Here is a 17,741-nt window from a genome sequence, read left to right as displayed (position 1 = left end):
GTACGAACCAGGTGGTACGAAAATGTCGCGGCCCCTCCACCGGGGAGCGGAGGGGCCGCGGGTCTCGGCCCTGTGCGGTGGGCCTAGCCGAGCTTCTCGGGTCCGAGCTTCTCCGGGCCGAAGGCCTGGGGCAGCATCTCGGCGAGCGGCAGGATGCCGGCCGCCGTGTCCAGCAGCAGTCCGGGCCCGCCGAACTCGTACAGCAGCTGACGGCAGCGGCCGCACGGCATCAGTACGTCGCCGTGCCCGTCCACGCAGGTGAAGTGCGTGAGTCTGCCGCCGCCCGAGGCCTGCAACTGCGACACGAGGCCGCACTCCGCGCACAGCGACAGGCCGTACGAGGCGTTCTCGACGTTGCAGCCGCTGACCGTACGGCCGTCGTCGACGAGGGCCGCCGCGCCGACCGGGTAGCCCGAGTACGGCACATAGGCGTGGGCCATCACGCCCCGCGCCACCTCGCGCAGGGCCTCCCAGTCGACGGCGTCGGGCGCCGGTGCGCCGGCGGTCACTTGCCCTGGCCCTTGCGGTAGCGCATACCGTCGGCCTTCGGCATCCGCAGACGCTGCGCGGAGAGCGAGAGGACGAGCAGGGTCACGACGTACGGCGTGGCGCTCACGAACTCGGTCGGCACCGTGTCCGTGCCGAGGTACCAGACCAGCACACCGGCGGCGACGACCAGGCTGATCGCTGCCGTCGGATAGCTCTTGCGGTACAGCTTCCACAGGCCGAGGGCGACGAGCACCACGGCCAGCAGCAGGAGCAGCGCGTGGACGGACTGTCCGCCGGCGCGCAGCTGCAGGGCGTCGGAGAAGCCGAACAGGCCCGCGCCCATGGCGAGTCCGCCGGGCCGCCAGTTACCGAAGATCATCGCGGCGAGGCCGATGTAGCCGCGCCCCGCGGTCTGGCCCTCGTTGTAGATGTGCGAGGTGACCAGGGACAGGAAGGCACCGCCGAGTCCGGCCATTCCGCCGGAGACGATCACCGCGATGTACTTGTACTTGTAGACGTTGACGCCCAGCGACTCGGACGCGATCGGGTTCTCGCCGCAGGAGCGCAGCCGCAGACCGAACGAGGTCTTCCACAGCACCAGGAACGTGCCGAAGAAGAGCAGGACGGCCACGATCGTCAGCAGCGAGACGTTGCTGACCAGGCCGCCGAGGATGCCGGCGAGGTCCGAGACGAAGAACCAGTGGTGCTTCTCGATCGAGACGAGCCATTCGGACAACCCCGGCACGGTCACCGAGGTGATCTCGTCCGCGGGCGGGGACTGCTTCGGGCTGCCGCCCTTGGCCGCGGCCTCGCCGCTGTTGAACCACAGCTTGGCGAAGTACGTCGTGAAGCCGACGGCCAGGATGTTGATCGCGATACCGGAGATGATGTGGTCGACGCCGAAGGTGACGGTGGCGACGGCGTGCAGCAGACCGCCCGCCATGCCGCCGAGCACACCGGCGAGCACACCGAGCCAGGGGCTCGTCTGCCAGCCGGCCCAGGCACCGAAGAAGGTGCCGAGGATCATCATTCCCTCGAGACCGATGTTGACCACACCCGCCCGCTCGGCCCAGAGGCCGCCGAGACCGGCGAGGCCGATCGGCACGGCCATCGAGAGCGCGGCGCTGATCTGGCCGGCCGAGGTGAGGTCCTGCGCGCCCGTGATCGCGCGCACGGCGGACAGGGCGACCAGTCCTCCCGCGATGATCAGCAGGATGACGGGGAAGGAGAGGCGGGTGCGGCCGCCCTTGCCGCCGGACACCTTGGTCGCCCCGGGCGGCGGGGTGGAAGTCGCCGTGGCGCTCACGCCGACACCTCCTGGTTGTCGGAGTTACGGGCCTGCGCGGCGAGCTTCTCGCCGACCTGTCGCTGCTGGCGCTTGAGGCCGTAGCGGCGCACGACTTCGTAGGCGATGACGACACAGAGGACGATGACGCCCTGCATGACGCCGACGATCTCCCTGTCGTAGTCCTCGAACTCGAGCTTCTGCGAGCCGCGCTCCAGGAAGCCCCACAGCAGCGCGCCGAGCGCGATGCCGATGGGGTGGTTGCGTCCGAGGAGGGCGATGGCGATCCCCGTGAAGCCGATGCCGAGGGGGAAGCCTCCGCCGTACTCATAGGAGTCGTTGAGCAGCGTCGGCATGCCGATCAGGCCGGCCACCGCGCCGGAGATCAGCATGGAGGTGACGACCATCTTCTTCACGTTCACACCGCTCGCCTCGGCCGCGGAGCCGGACTGGCCGACGGTGCGCAGGTCGAAGCCGAAGCGGGTGCGGGAGAGCGTGAACCAGTACGCCACGCCCGCCGCGATCGCGATGACGATGAAGCCGTCGATCGGGTTCGGCGTCGTCGGGAACTCGAAGAAGTGCGCCGACTCCGGCAGCGGGCTGGTGGCGACCTCCGTGCCGGCCGGGTCGAGGTGGCCGAGGCGGCCGGGCTGGAGGAGGTAGCCGATGATGGCCGTGGCGATCATGTTGAGCATGATCGTCGAGACGACCTCGCTGACGCCCCGGGTGACCTTGAGGACACCGGCGATACCGGCCCACATGGCGCCGACGATCATGGCGGTCACGATGATCAGCGGGATCTGCAGGAAGCCGGGCAGCGTCAGCGCGCCGCCGACGGCGGCGGCGAAGAACGCGGCGAGCCGGTACTGGCCGTCGACGCCGATGTTGAACAGGTTCATGCGGAAGCCGATGGCCACCGCGAGACCCGCCAGGTAGTAGGTCGTCGCCTTGTTGATGATGTAGACCTGGCTGTCCGACTTGATGCCGTAGTCGAACATGATGCCGAAGGCGCTGAACGGCTCCTTGCCGGTCGCGGCCAGCACCAGCGCCGTGACCGCGAACGCGGCCACGATCGCGAGCAGCGGGGCCGCCAGCCCGAGGAGCACCCGCTCCTTGTCGAACTTCTTCATCGGGCCTCGTCCTCCGGGGCGCTGTCTTCGTGGTGCTCGAGATGGCCGGATGCCGCGCCGGTCATGGCCGAGCCCAGCTCCTCGGGGGTGATCGAGGCGGGGTCGGCGTCCGCGACCAGCCGGCCGCGGTACATCACCCGCAGCGTGTCGGACAGCCCGATCAGCTCGTCCAGGTCGGCGGAGATCAGCAGCACGGCCAGGCCCTCACGCCGCGCCGCGCGGATCTGGTCCCAGATCTGCGCCTGCGCGCCGACGTCGACGCCCCGGGTGGGGTGGGCGGCGATGAGCAGCTTGGGGTTGTGGCTCATCTCGCGGCCGACGATCAGCTTCTGCTGGTTGCCGCCGGAGAGCGAGGCCGCGGTGACCTCGATGCCGGGGGTGCGGACGTCGTACTCGCGGACGATCCGCTCCGTGTCGGCGCGGGCGGCCTTGAGGTCGAGGAACGCGCCCTTGCTGTTGGGCTTCTCGGTGACGTGACCGAGGATGCGGTTCTCCCAGAGCGGTGCTTCCAGCAGCAGTCCGTGCCGGTGGCGGTCCTCGGGGATGACGGCCATGCCGTCCTCGCGCCGCTTGCGGGTCGGGGTCGCCGAGATGTCGGTGCGGTCCAGGGTCACCACGCCGGTGTCCAGGTTGCGCATGCCCATGACGGCCTCGACCAGTTCGGACTGGCCGTTGCCCTCGACGCCCGCGATGCCCAGCACCTCACCCTTGTGGATGGTGAAGGAGATGCCGTCGAGCACCGAGCGCACGACGCCGTCGGGGTCGGTCGCGGTCAGCCGGAGGTCCTCGACCTGGAGCATCGGGACGTCGGTGACGGTCGACTCACGGGTCTCCGGCGAGGGCAGCTCGGCGCCGACCATCAGCTCGGCGAGCTGCTTGGTGGTGACGGACTTCGGGTCGGCGTTGCCGACCGTGGTGCCACGGCGGATGACGGTGATCTCGTCGGCGACCGTGAGCACCTCGCCCAGCTTGTGCGAGATGAAGATGACGGTCAGGCCCTCGGCCTTGAGCTCACGCAGGTTGTCGAAGAGCGCGTCGACCTCCTGCGGGACGAGCACGGCGGTCGGCTCGTCGAGGATGAGGGTGCGGGCGCCGCGGTAGAGGACCTTGAGGATCTCCACGCGCTGGCGGTCGGCGACGCCCAGGTCCTCGACGAGGACGTCCGGGCGGACGTTGAGACCGTACGCGTCGGAGATCTCCTTGATCTTGGCGCGGGCGCGGTCGCCGATGCCGTAGAGCTTCTCGGAGCCGAGAACGACGTTCTCGAGGACCGTGAGGTAGTCCGCGAGCATGAAGTGCTGGTGCACCATGCCGATGCCACGGGCGATGGCGTCACCGGGGTCGTGGAACGTCACCTGCTCGCCGTCCACCGCGATGGTGCCCTCGTCCGGCTTCTGCATGCCGTAGAGGATCTTCATCAGGGTGGACTTGCCGGCGCCGTTCTCGCCCACGAGGGCGTGGACGGTGCCGCGGCGCACGGTGATGTCGATGTCGTGGTTGGCCACGACTCCGGGGAATCGTTTGGTGATGCCGCGGAGCTCTACGGCATGAGGACTGCTGGACGCGTTGATGGCGCACTCTCCTTGGCAGGAGCGGAGGAGCGGAGGCGGTGGTTGGCGCGAAAACTACCGCGTGGGCGATCGCGCTACGCGCGTAGCGCGGAGAATTGACGATGCGGGACCCGGACGCTGGGACCGGGGCCCGCGGGCCATGCAGGGCCGGGGTCCGGACCTCGGCCGAAGCCGTTCGCCGAACCCCGGTCACACGGTACGTCAGGTGGTGGTCTTCACCTTGATGGTGCCGTCCACGATCTTCTTCTTGGCCTCGTCGACCTTGGCCTGGATGTCCTTCAGGTGGTCACCGGTGGTGGTGAGGCTGACGCCGTTCTCGGAGAGCGAGTAGGCGTGCGTGCCGGTCCGCGGCTTGCCGTCCTTGACGGACTTGACCAGGTCGTAGACGCCGGTGTCGACGTTCTTGACGACCGAGGTCATGATCGTCGAGGCGTACTTGGACAGGGCCGGGTCCTTGGCCTGGTCCGAGTCCACGCCGATCGACCAGGCGCCCGGCTTCGCGGAGACGGCCTCGATGGAGCCGGCACCGGAGCCGCCCGCCGCGGCGAAGATGACGTCGATGCCCTTGTCGAGCATGCCCTTGGCGGCGGCCTTGCCCTTGTCCGGGGCGCCGAAGCCGGAGAGGTCCGTACCCGTGGTCAGGTACTGGATCTGCACCGAGGCCTTCGGGTTGGTGTCCGTGACGCCCTGCTCGAAGCCGGCCGCGAACTTCTTGATCAGCGGGAGGTCGACACCACCGATGAAGCCGATCTTGCCGTCCTTGGACTTGAGGGCGGCCGCGACACCGGCGAGGTAGGAGCCCTGCTCCTCGGTGAAGACGATCGAGTTGACGTTCTTCTTGTCGGAGACCGAGTCGATCAGACCGAAGGTGGTGTCGGGGTACTTGGCCGCGGTCTTGTCGATCGCGTCCTTGTAGGCGAAGCCGACACCGATCACGGGGTTGAAGCCGCCCTCGGCGAGCGACGCGAGCCGCTGCTCGCGGTCGGCGGGGGTCTCGCCGTTCTTGGCGGTGAGCTCCTTGGTCTCGGCGCCGAACTCGGCCTTGGCCTTGTCCAGTCCGCGGGCCGCGGAGTCGTTGAAGGAGTTGTCGCCACGGCCACCTACGTCGTAGGCCATGCCGATCTTGAGCTTGCCTTCACCCGAGCCGGTCGACTCGGTGGACGACTCGCCGCAGGCGGTGGCAGTGAGGGCGAGGGCCGCGGTGACTGCACACGCGGCGGTGATCTTGGATACCCGGCGCACGAGGAGGGTCCCTTCAAGACTGACCGAAAGCGCCCCTTGCGGCGCTGGTTTCGCGGCGATCGTAACGCGCGTAGATGTCGGTTAAAGACCCGTTCACCAGTCGTTATCAGATCGACGCGCAGGAAGCGTCGATCGACACACACGGCATCCGGGTGATGACGGGGATGCCTCGTCCCCAGGCTCTCACGGGTGGAGCCCCGCCACCGCGGGCCAGTTGCCCAGGCGGGCAGGCGCTTTCCGGGCAATTCCCGGACGGGAAACGGGAGTACCCGTTCCGAGAATGTTCTCGGAATGAATAAATTCGGGACCCGGTCGGGGAATCCCGGAACGAACGAACTGCCCGGCCCGGAAGACCGGACCGGGCAGCCGGCCGCCCACTCCCGGGCGGCCCCGCGGACAGACCGAAGGCCGCCGCTCGGAGGGGCGGCTCAACGCTCGGAGGGGCGGCTCAGCGACCGTGTGCCGCGTCGAGCAGCGCCGCCGCCGTGAACAGTTCCACGCCCACCGTGATCGCGGCCTCGTCCACGTCGAAGTCCCCACGGTGCAGGTCGAGCCTGGAGCCCGAGCCCGGCGCACGCACTCCGAGGCGGGCCATCGCGCCCGGGACGTGCTCCAGGTACCAGGAGAAGTCCTCGCCCCCCAGGCTCTGCTCGGTGTCCTCGATCGCCGGCGCTCCACGGCGGGCGGCATGGGCGTCCCGCAGCAGTTCGGTGACCACGGGGTCGTTGACCACGGGCGGCACCCCGCGGATGTAGTTGATCTGGGACTTCGCCCGGTGCAGCGTGGCGATCTCGTCGACCGCGGCGTGCACCAGGTCCGGGGCCTCGCGCCAGGCGGGCAGGTCCAGGCAGCGCACGGTTCCGGCGAGCTCCGCGTGCTGCGGGATGACGTTGCAGGCGTGGCCGGATTCGATACGGCCCCAGGTCAGGGCCAGTCCGGAGCGGGTGTCGACGCGGCGGGACAGCAGCGCCGGAACCTCGGTGACGATCTTGGCGGCCGCGGTGACCAGATCCGTGGTCAGATGCGGGCGCGCGGTGTGGCCGCCGGGGCCGTCGAGCGTGATCTCCAGCCGGTCGCAGGCGGAGGTGATGGGGCCGACGCGCAGCCCGATCCTGCCCGCGTCGACCCGGGGATCGCAGTGCACGGCGATGATCCGGCCGACTCCGTCCAGTACGCCGGACTCGATCGCGTCGGCCGCGCCGCCCGGCAGGACCTCCTCGGCGGGCTGGAAGATCAGCCGCACCGGCTGCGGCAGCAGGCCCTGCCGGTCCAGCTCGGCGAGGACCAGTCCGGCGCCGAGCACGGCCGTCGTGTGGACGTCGTGGCCGCAGGCGTGGGCCCGGTCCGGCACGGTCGAGCGGTACGGCACGCCCGTCTTGGTGTCCGGGATGGGCAGGGCGTCGATGTCGGCGCGGATCGCGAGCATGGGACGCACGCCCGTCCGTCGTCCCCCACCGTCCTGGCCCGCACCGCGTGCCCCTGCTTCGGCGCCCACGTCACAGACGAGTCCCGTACCGGTCGACAGCACCTGCGGGTGCAGCCCGGCGGCCTCCAGCCTGGCCTTGAGCGCGGCGGTGGTGCGGAACTCCTGGTTCCCCAGCTCCGGGTGCATGTGCAAGTCCCGGCGGAAGGCAATGAGTTCCGTGCGCAGGGCGTCGGACAGTGTGCCTGGCAGAGCGTAGTCGCCAGGCAACTCGGCATCGCCGGGCAGGCCGGCGTCGGGCTCGCGGGACATCAACTGGTTCACCCGTTGAAGAGTAGGCCCCTTCAAGGCCCAACTAACTCGAGATCAACAAAAGTTCAGCCCGATAGGGGGAAGAAAATGCGTCTGACGACGCATGGCCGTCATTCGGTGTGGGTAAGCTCACCCACCTTCTGACCACGATATGGACACTGTGGCGTCCTGTCGCGTTCAGTCCCCGGGCCCCGGGCCGCCGCTCAGGCGGGTGCCGGAAGCCGGTGCACGTCCCGGGCGGTGCCGGTGACCCCGGCCAGGAAGCCGTGCGCCCGCGGGGACGCCGTGTCCTTGAGCCATTCCGGTGCGATGTCGCACACCGCGACCGTGACGCCGGTGCCCGCGAGAGCCAGCGGCAGGGTGTGCACGACGGTCGAGGGAAAGCTCAGCACCGTACGCCCGATCGGGCCACGCCGGGCGATCAGCTCCAGCGGCAGGTCCGGGCGGACGATCTCCAGGCCGGTGGCGGCGGTCAGCCGGTGGAGCTTGTCCGCGCTCTCCCGGCGGTGGGCGAAGTAGCGGGTGGCGCCGTGCGTCCTGGCGAGCGAGGCGACGGCCTCGGAGTACTGATCCTGGTCGATCACGCCCGTCTCGACGAGCGAGGTGCCGACCAGATCGGCGCCACGGGTGAGCCGGGGCGGGCCGAACCGGGAGCGGGTCCAGCGGAACTGGTTGGCGGTGACCGTGAGCCCTTCCGGCGCGTCCACGGGCATCGCCGTGAAGACCTCGACCTCGCGGGAGCGCGAGGGGGTGAGCCGGCGGCGGGCGGCCGCCGAGACCGGCGCGAGCACGAGCTCGCGCGGGCCGCGGCGGCCACGCCGATGCCAGCGCACCAGCCGTTCGCCGCGCGCGAGCTGCGCGACGAACTCCATGGTCGCCGTGCCGTCGTCGACCACGGTCAGCTGCCGGGTACGCACCAGGGTCAGCAGGAGCTGTACGTAGCGGGAGAACGGGTCGCCTATGACGATCCGCTCCGCCCGGCGCAGCGCCGGGCCCAGCGCACGTACCGTCCGCACGACCGCGTCCGCACCCCCACGGGCCTCCTGCCAGCGCACCGTGATCCCCTCGTCGCGGGCCAGCTCGGCCATACGGCGCAGCTGTCCCCGCGACATGGGGTCGGTGGGCGAGAGCACCACGACCGTCAGGTCGCCGGTGCGGCTCGGCCGGGTGCGGACGGTGGACTCCGGCCCCGGCTGCACGGGGACACCGGGCAGCGCGGGGGCGTGCGACCACTCCAGGACGTTCAGCAGCTGGACCGGGCTCTCGACGAAGGCAAGGTCCATGGTCGTCAGACCGCTACCGGCTCGGACTGCTCGGCGACGACGCCCGCGACGCGGCGGAGCTTCTTCATCGGGGCGAGCTCGGAGTCGTAGACCTTCTTGACTCCGTCACCGAGGGCGGCCTCGATGGTGCGGATGTCACGGACGAGGCGCTGCAGACCACCGGGCTCGACGGAGGCGGCCTGGTCGGAGCCCCACATGGCGCGGTCGAGGGTGATGTGACGCTCGACGAACGCGGCGCCGAGGGCAACGGCGGCGAGCGTGGTCTGCAGACCGGTCTCGTGGCCGGAGTAGCCGATCGGGACGTTCGGGTACTCCTGCATCAGGGTGTTGATGACGCGCAGGTTGAGCTCCTCGGCCTTGGCCGGGTACGTCGAGGTGGCGTGGCAGAGCAGGATGTTGTCGCTGCCGAGGACCTCGACGGCGTGCCGGATCTGCTTCGGCGTCGACATACCGGTGGAGAGGATGACCGTCTTGCCGGTGGCGCGCAGGGCGCGCAGCAGCTCGTCGTCCGTGAGGGACGCGGAGGCGACCTTGTGGGCGGGGAGGTCGAACTTCTCCAGGAAGGCGACGGCCTCGGTGTCCCACGGGGAGGCGAACCAGTCGATGCCGCGCTTCTTGCAGTGCTCGTCGATGGCGCGGTACTCGTCCTCGCCGAACTCGACGCGGTGGCGGTAGTCGATGTACGTCATCCGGCCCCAGGGCGTGTCGCGCTCGATGTCCCACTGGTCGCGCGGGGTGCAGATCTCCGGGGTGCGCTTCTGGAACTTGACCGCGTCACAGCCGGCGTCGGCGGCGGCGTCGATCAGCGCGATGGCGTTGTCGAGGTCGCCGTTGTGGTTGATGCCGATCTCGCCGGTGACGTAGACGGGGTGGCCGGGGCCCGCGGTCTTGCTGCCGAGGGTGCGCAGACGGGAGTTCATGAGGGGGTTCCTTACGGGTCGGCTTACTGGGTGGGGGTGGTGAGGGTGGGACCGAGAAGCCAGGTGGCGATCTCCCGGATCGCGCCGGCGCCACCGGGGGTGGCGGTGACGGCGCGGGCTGCGGCGCGCACGGAGTCGTGCGCGCTCGCGACGGCGACGGGCCAGCCGACGAGCCCGAAACAGGGCAGGTCGTTGACGTCGTTGCCGGCGTAGAGGACCCGCTCGGGCGCGACCGCGTTCTCCTCGCACCACTGCTTCAGGGCTATGTCCTTGCGGTCGATGCCGTGCAGTACGGGGATGGCGAGCTTGCGGGCGCGGGCCGCGACGACGGGGTTCTGTTCGGTGGAGAGGATCAGCAGCTTCAGCCCGGCGCGGCGCAGCGCGGCGATGCCGAGGCCGTCTCCTCGGTGGACGGCGACGAGCTCACGGCCGTCCGCGTCGACGAGGACGCGGTCGTCGGTCTGGGTGCCGTCGAAGTCGAGGACGACGGCGTCGACGTCCTCGCTGGTGGGGACGGACGTGGGGTCGAGCAGCGGCGCCAGCGCACGGGCCCGGGCCAGATCGTGCGGATCGTCGATCTCCAGCACCCGCGCGGGGTCGGTCTCGACGAGCGCGGTCCGCCCGAAGAAGCGGTGGCCGTGCGTACGGAAGCCCGGGGCGTCCATGGCGTACGCGGCCCCGGTCTCCACGAAGTCCTCGGGTCGGTCCTGACGGCGGGGCCGGTAGGACTTGTCGTGGTTGACGCCCTGGCCGTCCTCCTCCGGAGCCTCCGGGGGGAGCGGCGAGGCCGGGACCGTGGCCGGCACCGGCGCGGGGGTGCGGCGCCAGACGAAGGCGTGGAAGGGGGCCACCGTCACGGCGGTGTCCGCGCCGTCGTTCACGACCGCGGAGGTGACACCGTCGATGTCGTCGCGGGTGATGAAGGGGCTGGTGCACTGGACGAGGAGGACCACGTCGACCGGGCGGCCGTGGATCGCCTCGTACGCGTCCATGGCGTGGAGCACCGCGGACTCGCTGGTCGCGGTGTCACCCGCGATGGCGGGCGGCCGTTCCACGACGGTGCCCCCGGCCGCGCGAGCCACCTCGGCGATCGCGGGGTCGTCCGTGGAGACCATCACGTCGGTGACCAGGCGGGCCTGCGCGCAGGCCCGTACGGCACGGGCGACGAGCGGGACGCCGCCGACCGTGGCGAGGTTCTTGCCGGGGACGCCCTTGGAGCCGCCCCGGGCGGGGATCACGGCGAGGACGGTCGTCATCTGGTGGGGCTCCTTCAGGGCTTTCGGGGGGTTCACAGTTCGCCCATGCGGCGGATGACAGGGGCGACGCGCTGCACGCCGTGGCGGTACGCGCCGCGCGCCGCGCCCCGCACCGCGTCGCGCACCACGCGGCGCACGCCGGTGACCTCGGCCGCCGGGGCCGCCCCGGCCAGCGGGGTGCCGTCCGCGGCGAGGCGGTGACGGGCGAGGATCCCGGGCAGATAGCCGGGTGCGGTGGCGGGGGTGTAGTAGGGGGTGACCGGCGGGAGCTCCGGCTGCGACAGCAGCTCCGCGACCCGCTTGCGTGCCTCCTCGAAGGCCGTCTCGTAGGCCCCGTCCGCGGCGACGCCCTGCCGGGCCAGCCACTCCTCGTCGGGCTCGGGGCGGTGGCCGCCGTCGAGCCGGTCCCAGGACGTCAGCAGCCCGGAACCGAGGAAGTGGTGGTTGCCGAGGGCCTCGCGCACCCCGAGGTCCGTCAGTACGGCCGTCGGGATCCGGCGGTGCAGGGCTTCGAGCGCCGCCGTGGAGGAGACGGTGACCAGCAGGTCGGTGCGGTCGAGGACCTCGCCCATGTGCCCGTACACGAGGCTGAAGTTGGGCGGCAGTCCGCCGGGGAGCCTGTCCGCCAGCTTCTGGTACGGCACCTCCTCCAGGTGCGTGGTGTGCTCGCCGGGCTTGGAGCGCAGCTTGAGCAGCACCTCGCGGGAGGGGTGGAGCCTGGCGTGCTCGACGAGCCGCCTCAGCAGGTACGTACGGTCGGCGCGGCTCTCCGGCACCGACGGCTGCACGGCGAAGACGACCGTGTCGCGGCCTTCCTGCCGGGCGTACGGGGCGCCGCCGAGGAACGGCAGCGCCGCCTCGGTCACCGACGAGGCGTCGGCGCCGACGCCCTCGTACACCGCGCGGAAGCGGTCGGCGTCGTGGCGTGAGTTGGCGAGGACGACATCCGCGCCGTGGCGCAGCAGCAGTCCGTCGGCGAGCTTCTCGTAGACGACGCCGACATAGCCGGTGACCAGCACCGGCCTGCGCGGCAGGCGCAGGGCGGCGAGTCCGTGCAGCATGGCCTGCACCGCGCCGCCGACGAGGGCGAGGACGACGAGGTCGTACCCCTCGTCACGTATCGCGTGGAGGAACTCGACGCCGGTCACTTCGCGCAGTTCGTCCGCGTCGACGCCGACCTCGGCGAGCTGGCGGGCGGTGGGGGTCGCACGGCCGCGGAGCAGGAAGCCGGTGAGCTCGGCTTCGTCCTCGGCTATGCGGCGCGCGGTCAGCGCGCCCCACTTCCAGCGGGTGTCGGAGTCGGCGAGCACGGCGACGCGTGGCGCCTGGCTGGTACGTGATGGCACGTCGAGGACGTTAGAAAGGCATTTCGTTTGGCGGCCCAACTGGACAGCAACAAATGGTTAACAGCGGGTCTACGAATCGCGAAAGCGCAGACCGGTCGAGCCGGTTAACAATTCCGCCGCACCCTGTTCACCCGCCGTCTCTCCGACGGTCAGAGTGAATGACGGGGCCGGCGCCTAGTGTCCGGCGCGTGGTCAAGCTCTCCGTCATCGTGCCGTTCTACAACGTGCAGTCATACGCGCCCGACACCCTCAGAAGCCTGCGTGCGAACGCCCGCGAGGACTTCGAATTCCTGCTCATCGACGACTGTTCCAGGGATGGGACACCGGAGATCCTCGAGCGGGCCGAGCGAGAGGTCCCCGGAGCCGTCCTGATCAGACACGAACAGAACGGCGGGCTGGCCACGGCCCGCAACACCGGTCTGGACGCCGCGCGCGGCGAGTACATCACCTTCCTCGACGGTGACGACTGGCTGGCGCCCGGCTACTACGAGCGGCTCCTCGCGGCCATCGAGGAACTCGGTGTCGACTTCGTCCGTACCGATCATGTGCAGTGCACGGCCCGTGAGCGCAAGGTGTTCCGGGTACCGGTCGGCCGCCGGGGCGAGGTGCTGCGCCCGCGTGACGCGATCCTGCCCGCCGACCGGTCCACCTCCGTCGACTACCCCATGGCCTGGGCCGGCATCTACCGGCGCGAGCTCCTCGACCGGGGGCTGCTGCACTTCACGGACGGGCTGCGGACGGCCGAGGACCGGCCCTGGATCTGGCGGCTGCACCGCGAGGCGGAGTCCTTCGCGGCGGTGAGCCTGCTGGGGATCTTCTACCGGCGCGGGGTGGCCTCGTCGCTGACGCAGATCGGTGACGTCAGGCAGCTCGATTTCATCAAGGCTTTCGATCAGGTGCTCGAAGAAACTGCAAAGGATCCGGATTCGGATCGGCTGCTGCCGAAAGCCGTGCGAACGTACTGTGCCGTTATTTCCCATCACCTGGGATCAGTCGAGAGGTTCGAACCGGCAGTGGCCCGGAAATTGCGCTCCATGAGTGCGGCGGCACTGCGGCGGATGCCGCAGGACATTCTGAAGGACGCACTCGACTCGATGGACGTCGAACGGTCCTCCCGGCTGCGCAGGCTGCGCCGCCGGCCGGTCGCGGTGCCCTCGGGATCCGGCTCGGCGGGGGCGGCGGCCTGATGGGTACGACACGGACGACGCGCACGACGCAGATCTTCTTCGCCTCCACGCTGTACGGCGCGGCGACGCTGGCGGCCGCGCTCGACAGCGGCTGCTTCGAGCCCGCGGACCGGCGGCTGCTGCTGGTCAGCAACAACGCGACGACTCCGGAGACGACACCGGCGCTCGACGAGATGCCGGGCTTCGAGCGGCTGCGCGGGCGCTTCGACGGGGTCCTGTCGTGGAACGACGCGATCGACCCGTTCCATCCGGGCGGCTGGTCGCCCCGGTCCGACGACGTCCCCATGTGGGAGCGGTATCTGCGGATGCTGTGGGACCTCGGGGACGACCGGATCGAGCTGGCCCTGGAGTCGATCCAGGTCAGCCCGGCGCTGTCGGTGGCCCAGTTGTTCCCGGACGCGCGGCTCGACGTGTACGCGGACGGGCTGATGAGCTACGGGCCGACCCGGAACAAGATCGATCCGCTGGTGGGCGAGCGGGTGCGCAGGCTGCTGCACCTGGACCTGGTGCCCGGCCTGAAGCCGCTGCTGCTCGCCGAGTTCGGCGCGGAGCCGCTGCTGGTGCCGGCGGAGGCGTTCACGAAGGTGGTCGCGGAACTGGCGGAGGACGCGGGGGAACCGGCCTGGGCGCAGGACGAGGCGCCCGCGTTGCTGCTGGGCCAGTACCTGGCGGCGCTGGACATCATCACCGCCGCGGAGGAAGAGGCCCTGCACGTACGGATGGTGCGGGGCGCGGTGGCGCTCGGCCACCGCCGGCTCGTCTTCAAGCCGCATCCGGTGGCGCCGGCGGCGTGGTCGCGGGCACTGGAGCGCGAGGCGGAGAAGCTGGGCGCGGAACTGACCGTGCTGGACCGGCCGTTGCTGGCGGAGGTGCTGTACCGGCAGCTGAAGCCGGCGCTGGTGGTCGGGTGCTTCTCGACGGCGCTGCTGACGGCGAGCACCTTCTACGGCATCCCCGTCGCGAGGACGGGCACGGAGCCGCTCCTCGACCGGCTCACGCCGTACCAGAACAGCAACCGGGTGCCACTGACGCTCGTCGACACGCTGCTGCCGGACCTCGAGGACGGGACACCGGGCGCACCGCGCCCCGTGGACGACGAGGTGTCCGGGCTGGTCCGGGCGGTCGGCTTCGCGATGCAGCCGCAGATCCGTGCGGACCTGCGCGAGGCGGCGGAGCGGTATCTCGCCGCCCACCTCTCGACGAGCACCTGGCGCTACTTCAAGCGCCGCCGCCTGACCGTGCTCGGCCTCCCGGGCGGCCTCCCGGTCCCCCGCCACGCGGCGGTGCGCCGGGTGGCCCGCAAGGTGCGCCGCGTCCTGCGCTGACGAGGGCGTGCGCCGACGGGGGCCTGCGCCGACGAGGGCCTCCGGCCCCCCTGGGTCCCCCTGCGTCCGAGGGCGCGGGGGGACCTCACCGTCCCGGCGTCCGTCCTGCGTTCGAGGACGGAGATGCCGGCCCGCCCCGACGCCACCGGGCTAAGGAGCCGCGTCCCCCTCGGGACCGAGAGCGTGGGCGATGCCCGCGACCACCGCCCCCAGGCCCGTGCGGAAGCCCGCGTCGTGGTCGGCGAAGAGTTCGGCTCCCGCCCCCGCGGCCAGCGGGTACGCGGCCAGGCGTTCCGCGCGCGCGGCGAGGTCGTAGCCCTCCGTGCCCGCCACCGGGTCCGGCCCCGTCGCCTGCTCCTCGATCACGTACCCGATCGTGTAGCTGTACGCGGTGAACCAGGCGCGTGCCGCCGCCCCGGGGCTGAAGCCCGCGTCGACGAGCACGCGCAGATTCGCCTCCATCGGTGCGGCGTAGCTCGTGTCCGTGTAGTGCGTGCCGCTGTAGACCTTCGCGCCGTCGCGGTAGCGCAGCAGATGGGCGCGGAGCCCGCACATCATGTCCGTGAGGCCCTGCCGCCAGTCCCGGCCCGCCGTCGACGGCTCGCCCATGTCGGTGGCCATGCGCCGGAGCATCTCCGTCGCCATCTCGTTCAGCAGCGCCTGCTTGTCCTTGAAGTGCCAGTACAGAGCCGGTGCCTTGACGTCCAGTTCCCTGGCGATGGCGCGCAGGGTCAGCCCGTCCAGGCCCACCTCGTTCAGCAGGCGCAGCGCGGTGTCGGCGACCAGCGCCCGGTCGATCTTCGTCGGTCCCACCTTGACAGTTTAACGCCGTTAAGGGCACGCTCCCGCCCATGGCACTTAACAGCGTTAAGGAAACATCGACGGGGACGGACGTGCTCGTCGTGGGCGCCGGGCCCACAGGTCTCGCGCTCGCCGTCGACCTCGCCCGCCGCGGAGTCGGCGTGCTCGTCACGGAGCGGACGGACGGCCTCTTCCCCGGCTCGCGCGGCAAGGGCCTCCAGCCCCGCACGATGGAGGTCCTCGACGACCTCGGCGTGGTGGACGCGGTCCTCGCGGCGGGCGGCCCCGCTCCCATGGGCATGGTCTGGCAGGACGGCGAGCGGCTCGGCGAGCACGACATGTTCGACCGCGCCCGGCCGTCCGGGGCCGAGCCGTACGGAGAACCCTGGCTGCTGCCCCAGTGGCGCACCCAGGAGATCCTGCTCGCCCGGCTCCGCGAGCTCGGCGGGGACGTGGCCTTCGGCCAGGAGGTGACGGGCCTCGCGCAGGACGCGGACGGCGTCACGGCGCGGCTCGCGACGGGCACGACGGTCCGCGCGCGGTACGCCGTCGCCGCGGACGGCGGCCGCAGCACGGTCCGTTCGGCGCTCGGTATCGCGATGCACGGCGAGGACGTCGACCCCGCCCCGGTGCTCGTGGCCGATGTCCGCGTACCCGGCCTCGACCGGGACAACTGGCACATGTTCGGCGGCGGGGACGCGGGCTACCTGGCCCTGTGCCCGCTGCCCGGCACCGAGGACTTCCAGCTGGTCGCGCAGTTCACGCGGGGCCGACCGGACACCACGCCCGAAGGCGTACGGGCCGTGGTCGCCGCCCGTACGCATCTGACGGCCGACCAGGTCACCGAGGTGCGCTGGGCGTCGGACTTCCGGCCCCGCGCGGCGCTCGCCGAGCGCTTCCGCGACGGACGGATCTTCCTGGCCGGGGACGCCGCCCACATCCACTCCCCCGCCGGCGGCCAGGGCCTGAACACCAGCGTCCAGGACGCCTACAACCTCGGCTGGAAGCTCGGCCAGGTGCTGCGCGAGGGCGCGCCGGAGGCTCTGCTGGACACCTACGAGGAGGAGCGGCTGCCCGTCGCCGCCCACATGCTGGGCCTGTCGACCCGGATCCACCACGGCACCGCACGGCGCGGCGCCGAGACCCGCCAGCTCGGCCTCGGCTACCGCGGCGGCCCGCTCGCGGACGGCTCGGCAGGCGCGCTGGTGGCAGGCGACCGCGCCCCGGACGGACGGCTCCCGGACGGCCGCAGGATCTTCGACCTGCTCCGCGGCCCCCACTTCACGCTGCTCGCGGTCGGCACGGACGCGGAACCGCCGACGCTGCCCGGCCCGGTGCGCTTCCACCGGATCGACGCGTACGAGGCGTACGGCGAGGGCCTCTTCCTGGTCCGCCCGGACGGCTACGTGGGCTGGGCCGGCGAGACCGCCGCCGGCCTGGACGCCCACCTGAGCCGCGTGGCACCAGGGGCGACCCCTACGCTCGCGACCCCTACGCTCCGGAGCTGAGCGACAGCTTCACGGCGAAGCCCAGGAAGAGCGCGCCCGCCGCGGACGTCGCCCCCGCCGACAGGCGCTTGCGGCGGCGGAAGGCGGCCGCGAGGTGGGTGCCGGTGAAGATGAGCAGCGTGAGATAGAGGACGCTCGCCAGCTGGGCGAGGCCCCCGAGCACGGTGAAGGACACGGCCGGGTAGGCGTACGCCGGATCGACGAACTGCACGAAGAAGGCGATGAAGAACAGGATCGCCTTCGGGTTGAACAGGCTGATCACCAGCGCCCGGCGGAACGGCCTCTCGGCGGCGGACGCCGGCTCGGAGGCCAGGGCCCCGGCCTCCGCCACCCGCTCGTGCCGGGTGCGCCACATCGACCAGGCGGCCCTCAGCATCCCGATCGCCAGCCAGGTCAGATAGCCCGCGCCGGCGAACTTCACGATGCCGAACAGCACGGCGTTGGCCTGGAGGAGCGAGGCGACGCCCGCCGCGGACAGCACCATCAGCACGGTGTCACCGCACCACACACCCGCGGCGGCCGTGTATCCGGTGCGCACACCACGGCGCGCGGCGACCGAGAGCACGTACAGCGAGTTCGGCCCCGGAAGGAGAATGATCAGGACAAGGCCTGCGAGATACGTCGGCAGATCGGTGACACCCAGCATGTGGCGGAGTGTCGCAC

15 protein-coding genes are annotated in these 17,741 nt (G+C 71.2%); 3 read left to right on the top strand and 12 right to left on the bottom strand.

Annotated features, from left to right (window positions below; all coding sequences use genetic code 11):
- Positions 1-83 precede the first annotated feature (83 nt).
- From OG766_RS22070 to OG766_RS22025, 10 genes are all read right to left on the bottom strand, one after another.
- Positions 84-509 (bottom strand): cytidine deaminase, encoded by a 426-nt coding sequence (locus OG766_RS22070; RefSeq protein ID WP_266381964.1) that lies wholly within the window; start codon positions 507-509, stop codon positions 84-86.
- A complete protein-coding gene (locus tag OG766_RS22065; RefSeq protein ID WP_266381962.1) occupies positions 506-1,795 on the bottom strand; it encodes an ABC transporter permease in 1,290 nt (429 codons plus the stop codon). Before OG766_RS22065 ends, OG766_RS22070 begins: the two co-directional genes overlap by 4 nt.
- Positions 1,792-2,904 (bottom strand): ABC transporter permease, encoded by a 1,113-nt coding sequence (locus OG766_RS22060; protein ID WP_328726027.1) that lies wholly within the window; start codon positions 2,902-2,904, stop codon positions 1,792-1,794. Before OG766_RS22060 ends, OG766_RS22065 begins: the two co-directional genes overlap by 4 nt.
- The gene (locus tag OG766_RS22055) at positions 2,901-4,475 is read right to left on the bottom strand and encodes an ABC transporter ATP-binding protein (RefSeq protein ID WP_266384380.1); all 1,575 of its coding nucleotides are present in this window, start codon (positions 4,473-4,475) and stop codon (positions 2,901-2,903) included. Before OG766_RS22055 ends, OG766_RS22060 begins: the two co-directional genes overlap by 4 nt.
- Before the next feature lie 201 nt (positions 4,476-4,676).
- On the bottom strand, positions 4,677-5,717 hold the full coding sequence (locus tag OG766_RS22050) for a BMP family lipoprotein (protein WP_266381957.1): 1,041 nt from the start codon (positions 5,715-5,717) through the stop codon (positions 4,677-4,679).
- Between the two features lie 448 nt (positions 5,718-6,165).
- Positions 6,166-7,452 (bottom strand): amidohydrolase, encoded by a 1,287-nt coding sequence (locus OG766_RS22045; RefSeq protein WP_266384376.1) that lies wholly within the window; start codon positions 7,450-7,452, stop codon positions 6,166-6,168.
- A gap of 203 nt (positions 7,453-7,655) precedes the next feature.
- Complete coding sequence (locus tag OG766_RS22040; protein WP_328726026.1) at positions 7,656-8,735, bottom strand: hypothetical protein; 1,080 nt, start codon at positions 8,733-8,735, stop codon at positions 7,656-7,658.
- Positions 8,736-8,740: 5 nt separating this feature from the next.
- Positions 8,741-9,655 carry an N-acetylneuraminate synthase family protein gene (locus tag OG766_RS22035; RefSeq protein ID WP_328726025.1) on the bottom strand — a complete coding sequence of 305 codons (915 nt, stop codon included), beginning with the start codon at positions 9,653-9,655 and terminating at the stop codon, positions 8,741-8,743.
- Between the two features lie 23 nt (positions 9,656-9,678).
- Positions 9,679-10,911 (bottom strand): acylneuraminate cytidylyltransferase, encoded by a 1,233-nt coding sequence (locus OG766_RS22030; protein WP_266381949.1) that lies wholly within the window; start codon positions 10,909-10,911, stop codon positions 9,679-9,681.
- A gap of 32 nt (positions 10,912-10,943) precedes the next feature.
- Positions 10,944-12,257, bottom strand: coding sequence for a DUF6716 putative glycosyltransferase (locus tag OG766_RS22025; RefSeq protein WP_266381946.1), 1,314 nt, complete (start codon positions 12,255-12,257; stop codon positions 10,944-10,946).
- 188 nt (positions 12,258-12,445) lie between these two features.
- Between OG766_RS22025 and OG766_RS22020 the strand changes: the two genes are divergently transcribed.
- Positions 12,446-13,444, top strand: coding sequence for a glycosyltransferase family 2 protein (locus tag OG766_RS22020; protein ID WP_266381944.1), 999 nt, complete (start codon positions 12,446-12,448; stop codon positions 13,442-13,444).
- A complete protein-coding gene (locus OG766_RS22015) occupies positions 13,444-14,769 on the top strand; it encodes an alpha-2,8-polysialyltransferase family protein (protein ID WP_266381941.1) in 1,326 nt (441 codons plus the stop codon). Before OG766_RS22020 ends, OG766_RS22015 begins: the two co-directional genes overlap by 1 nt.
- 150 nt (positions 14,770-14,919) lie before the next feature.
- On the opposite strand, the gene OG766_RS22010 is transcribed toward OG766_RS22015, so the two are convergent.
- A complete protein-coding gene (locus OG766_RS22010) occupies positions 14,920-15,582 on the bottom strand; it encodes a TetR/AcrR family transcriptional regulator C-terminal domain-containing protein (RefSeq protein ID WP_328726024.1) in 663 nt (220 codons plus the stop codon).
- 38 nt (positions 15,583-15,620) lie between these two features.
- Between OG766_RS22010 and OG766_RS22005 the strand changes: the two genes are divergently transcribed.
- Complete coding sequence (locus tag OG766_RS22005) at positions 15,621-17,078, top strand: FAD-dependent monooxygenase (RefSeq protein ID WP_328726023.1); 1,458 nt, start codon at positions 15,621-15,623, stop codon at positions 17,076-17,078.
- Here the strand turns inward: OG766_RS22005 and leuE are convergent.
- Complete coding sequence (gene leuE, locus OG766_RS22000) at positions 17,062-17,724, bottom strand: leucine efflux protein LeuE (protein ID WP_266381935.1); 663 nt, start codon at positions 17,722-17,724, stop codon at positions 17,062-17,064. The two genes, OG766_RS22005 and leuE, sit on opposite strands and share 17 nt — an antisense overlap.
- Positions 17,725-17,741: the final 17 nt, after the last annotated feature.

Origin of the sequence: Streptomyces sp. NBC_00259, from assembly GCF_036181745.1 — a bacterium.
GTDB lineage: Bacteria > Actinomycetota > Actinomycetes > Streptomycetales > Streptomycetaceae > Streptomyces > Streptomyces pratisoli.
This window is presented reverse-complemented; position numbering and strand designations above follow the sequence as displayed.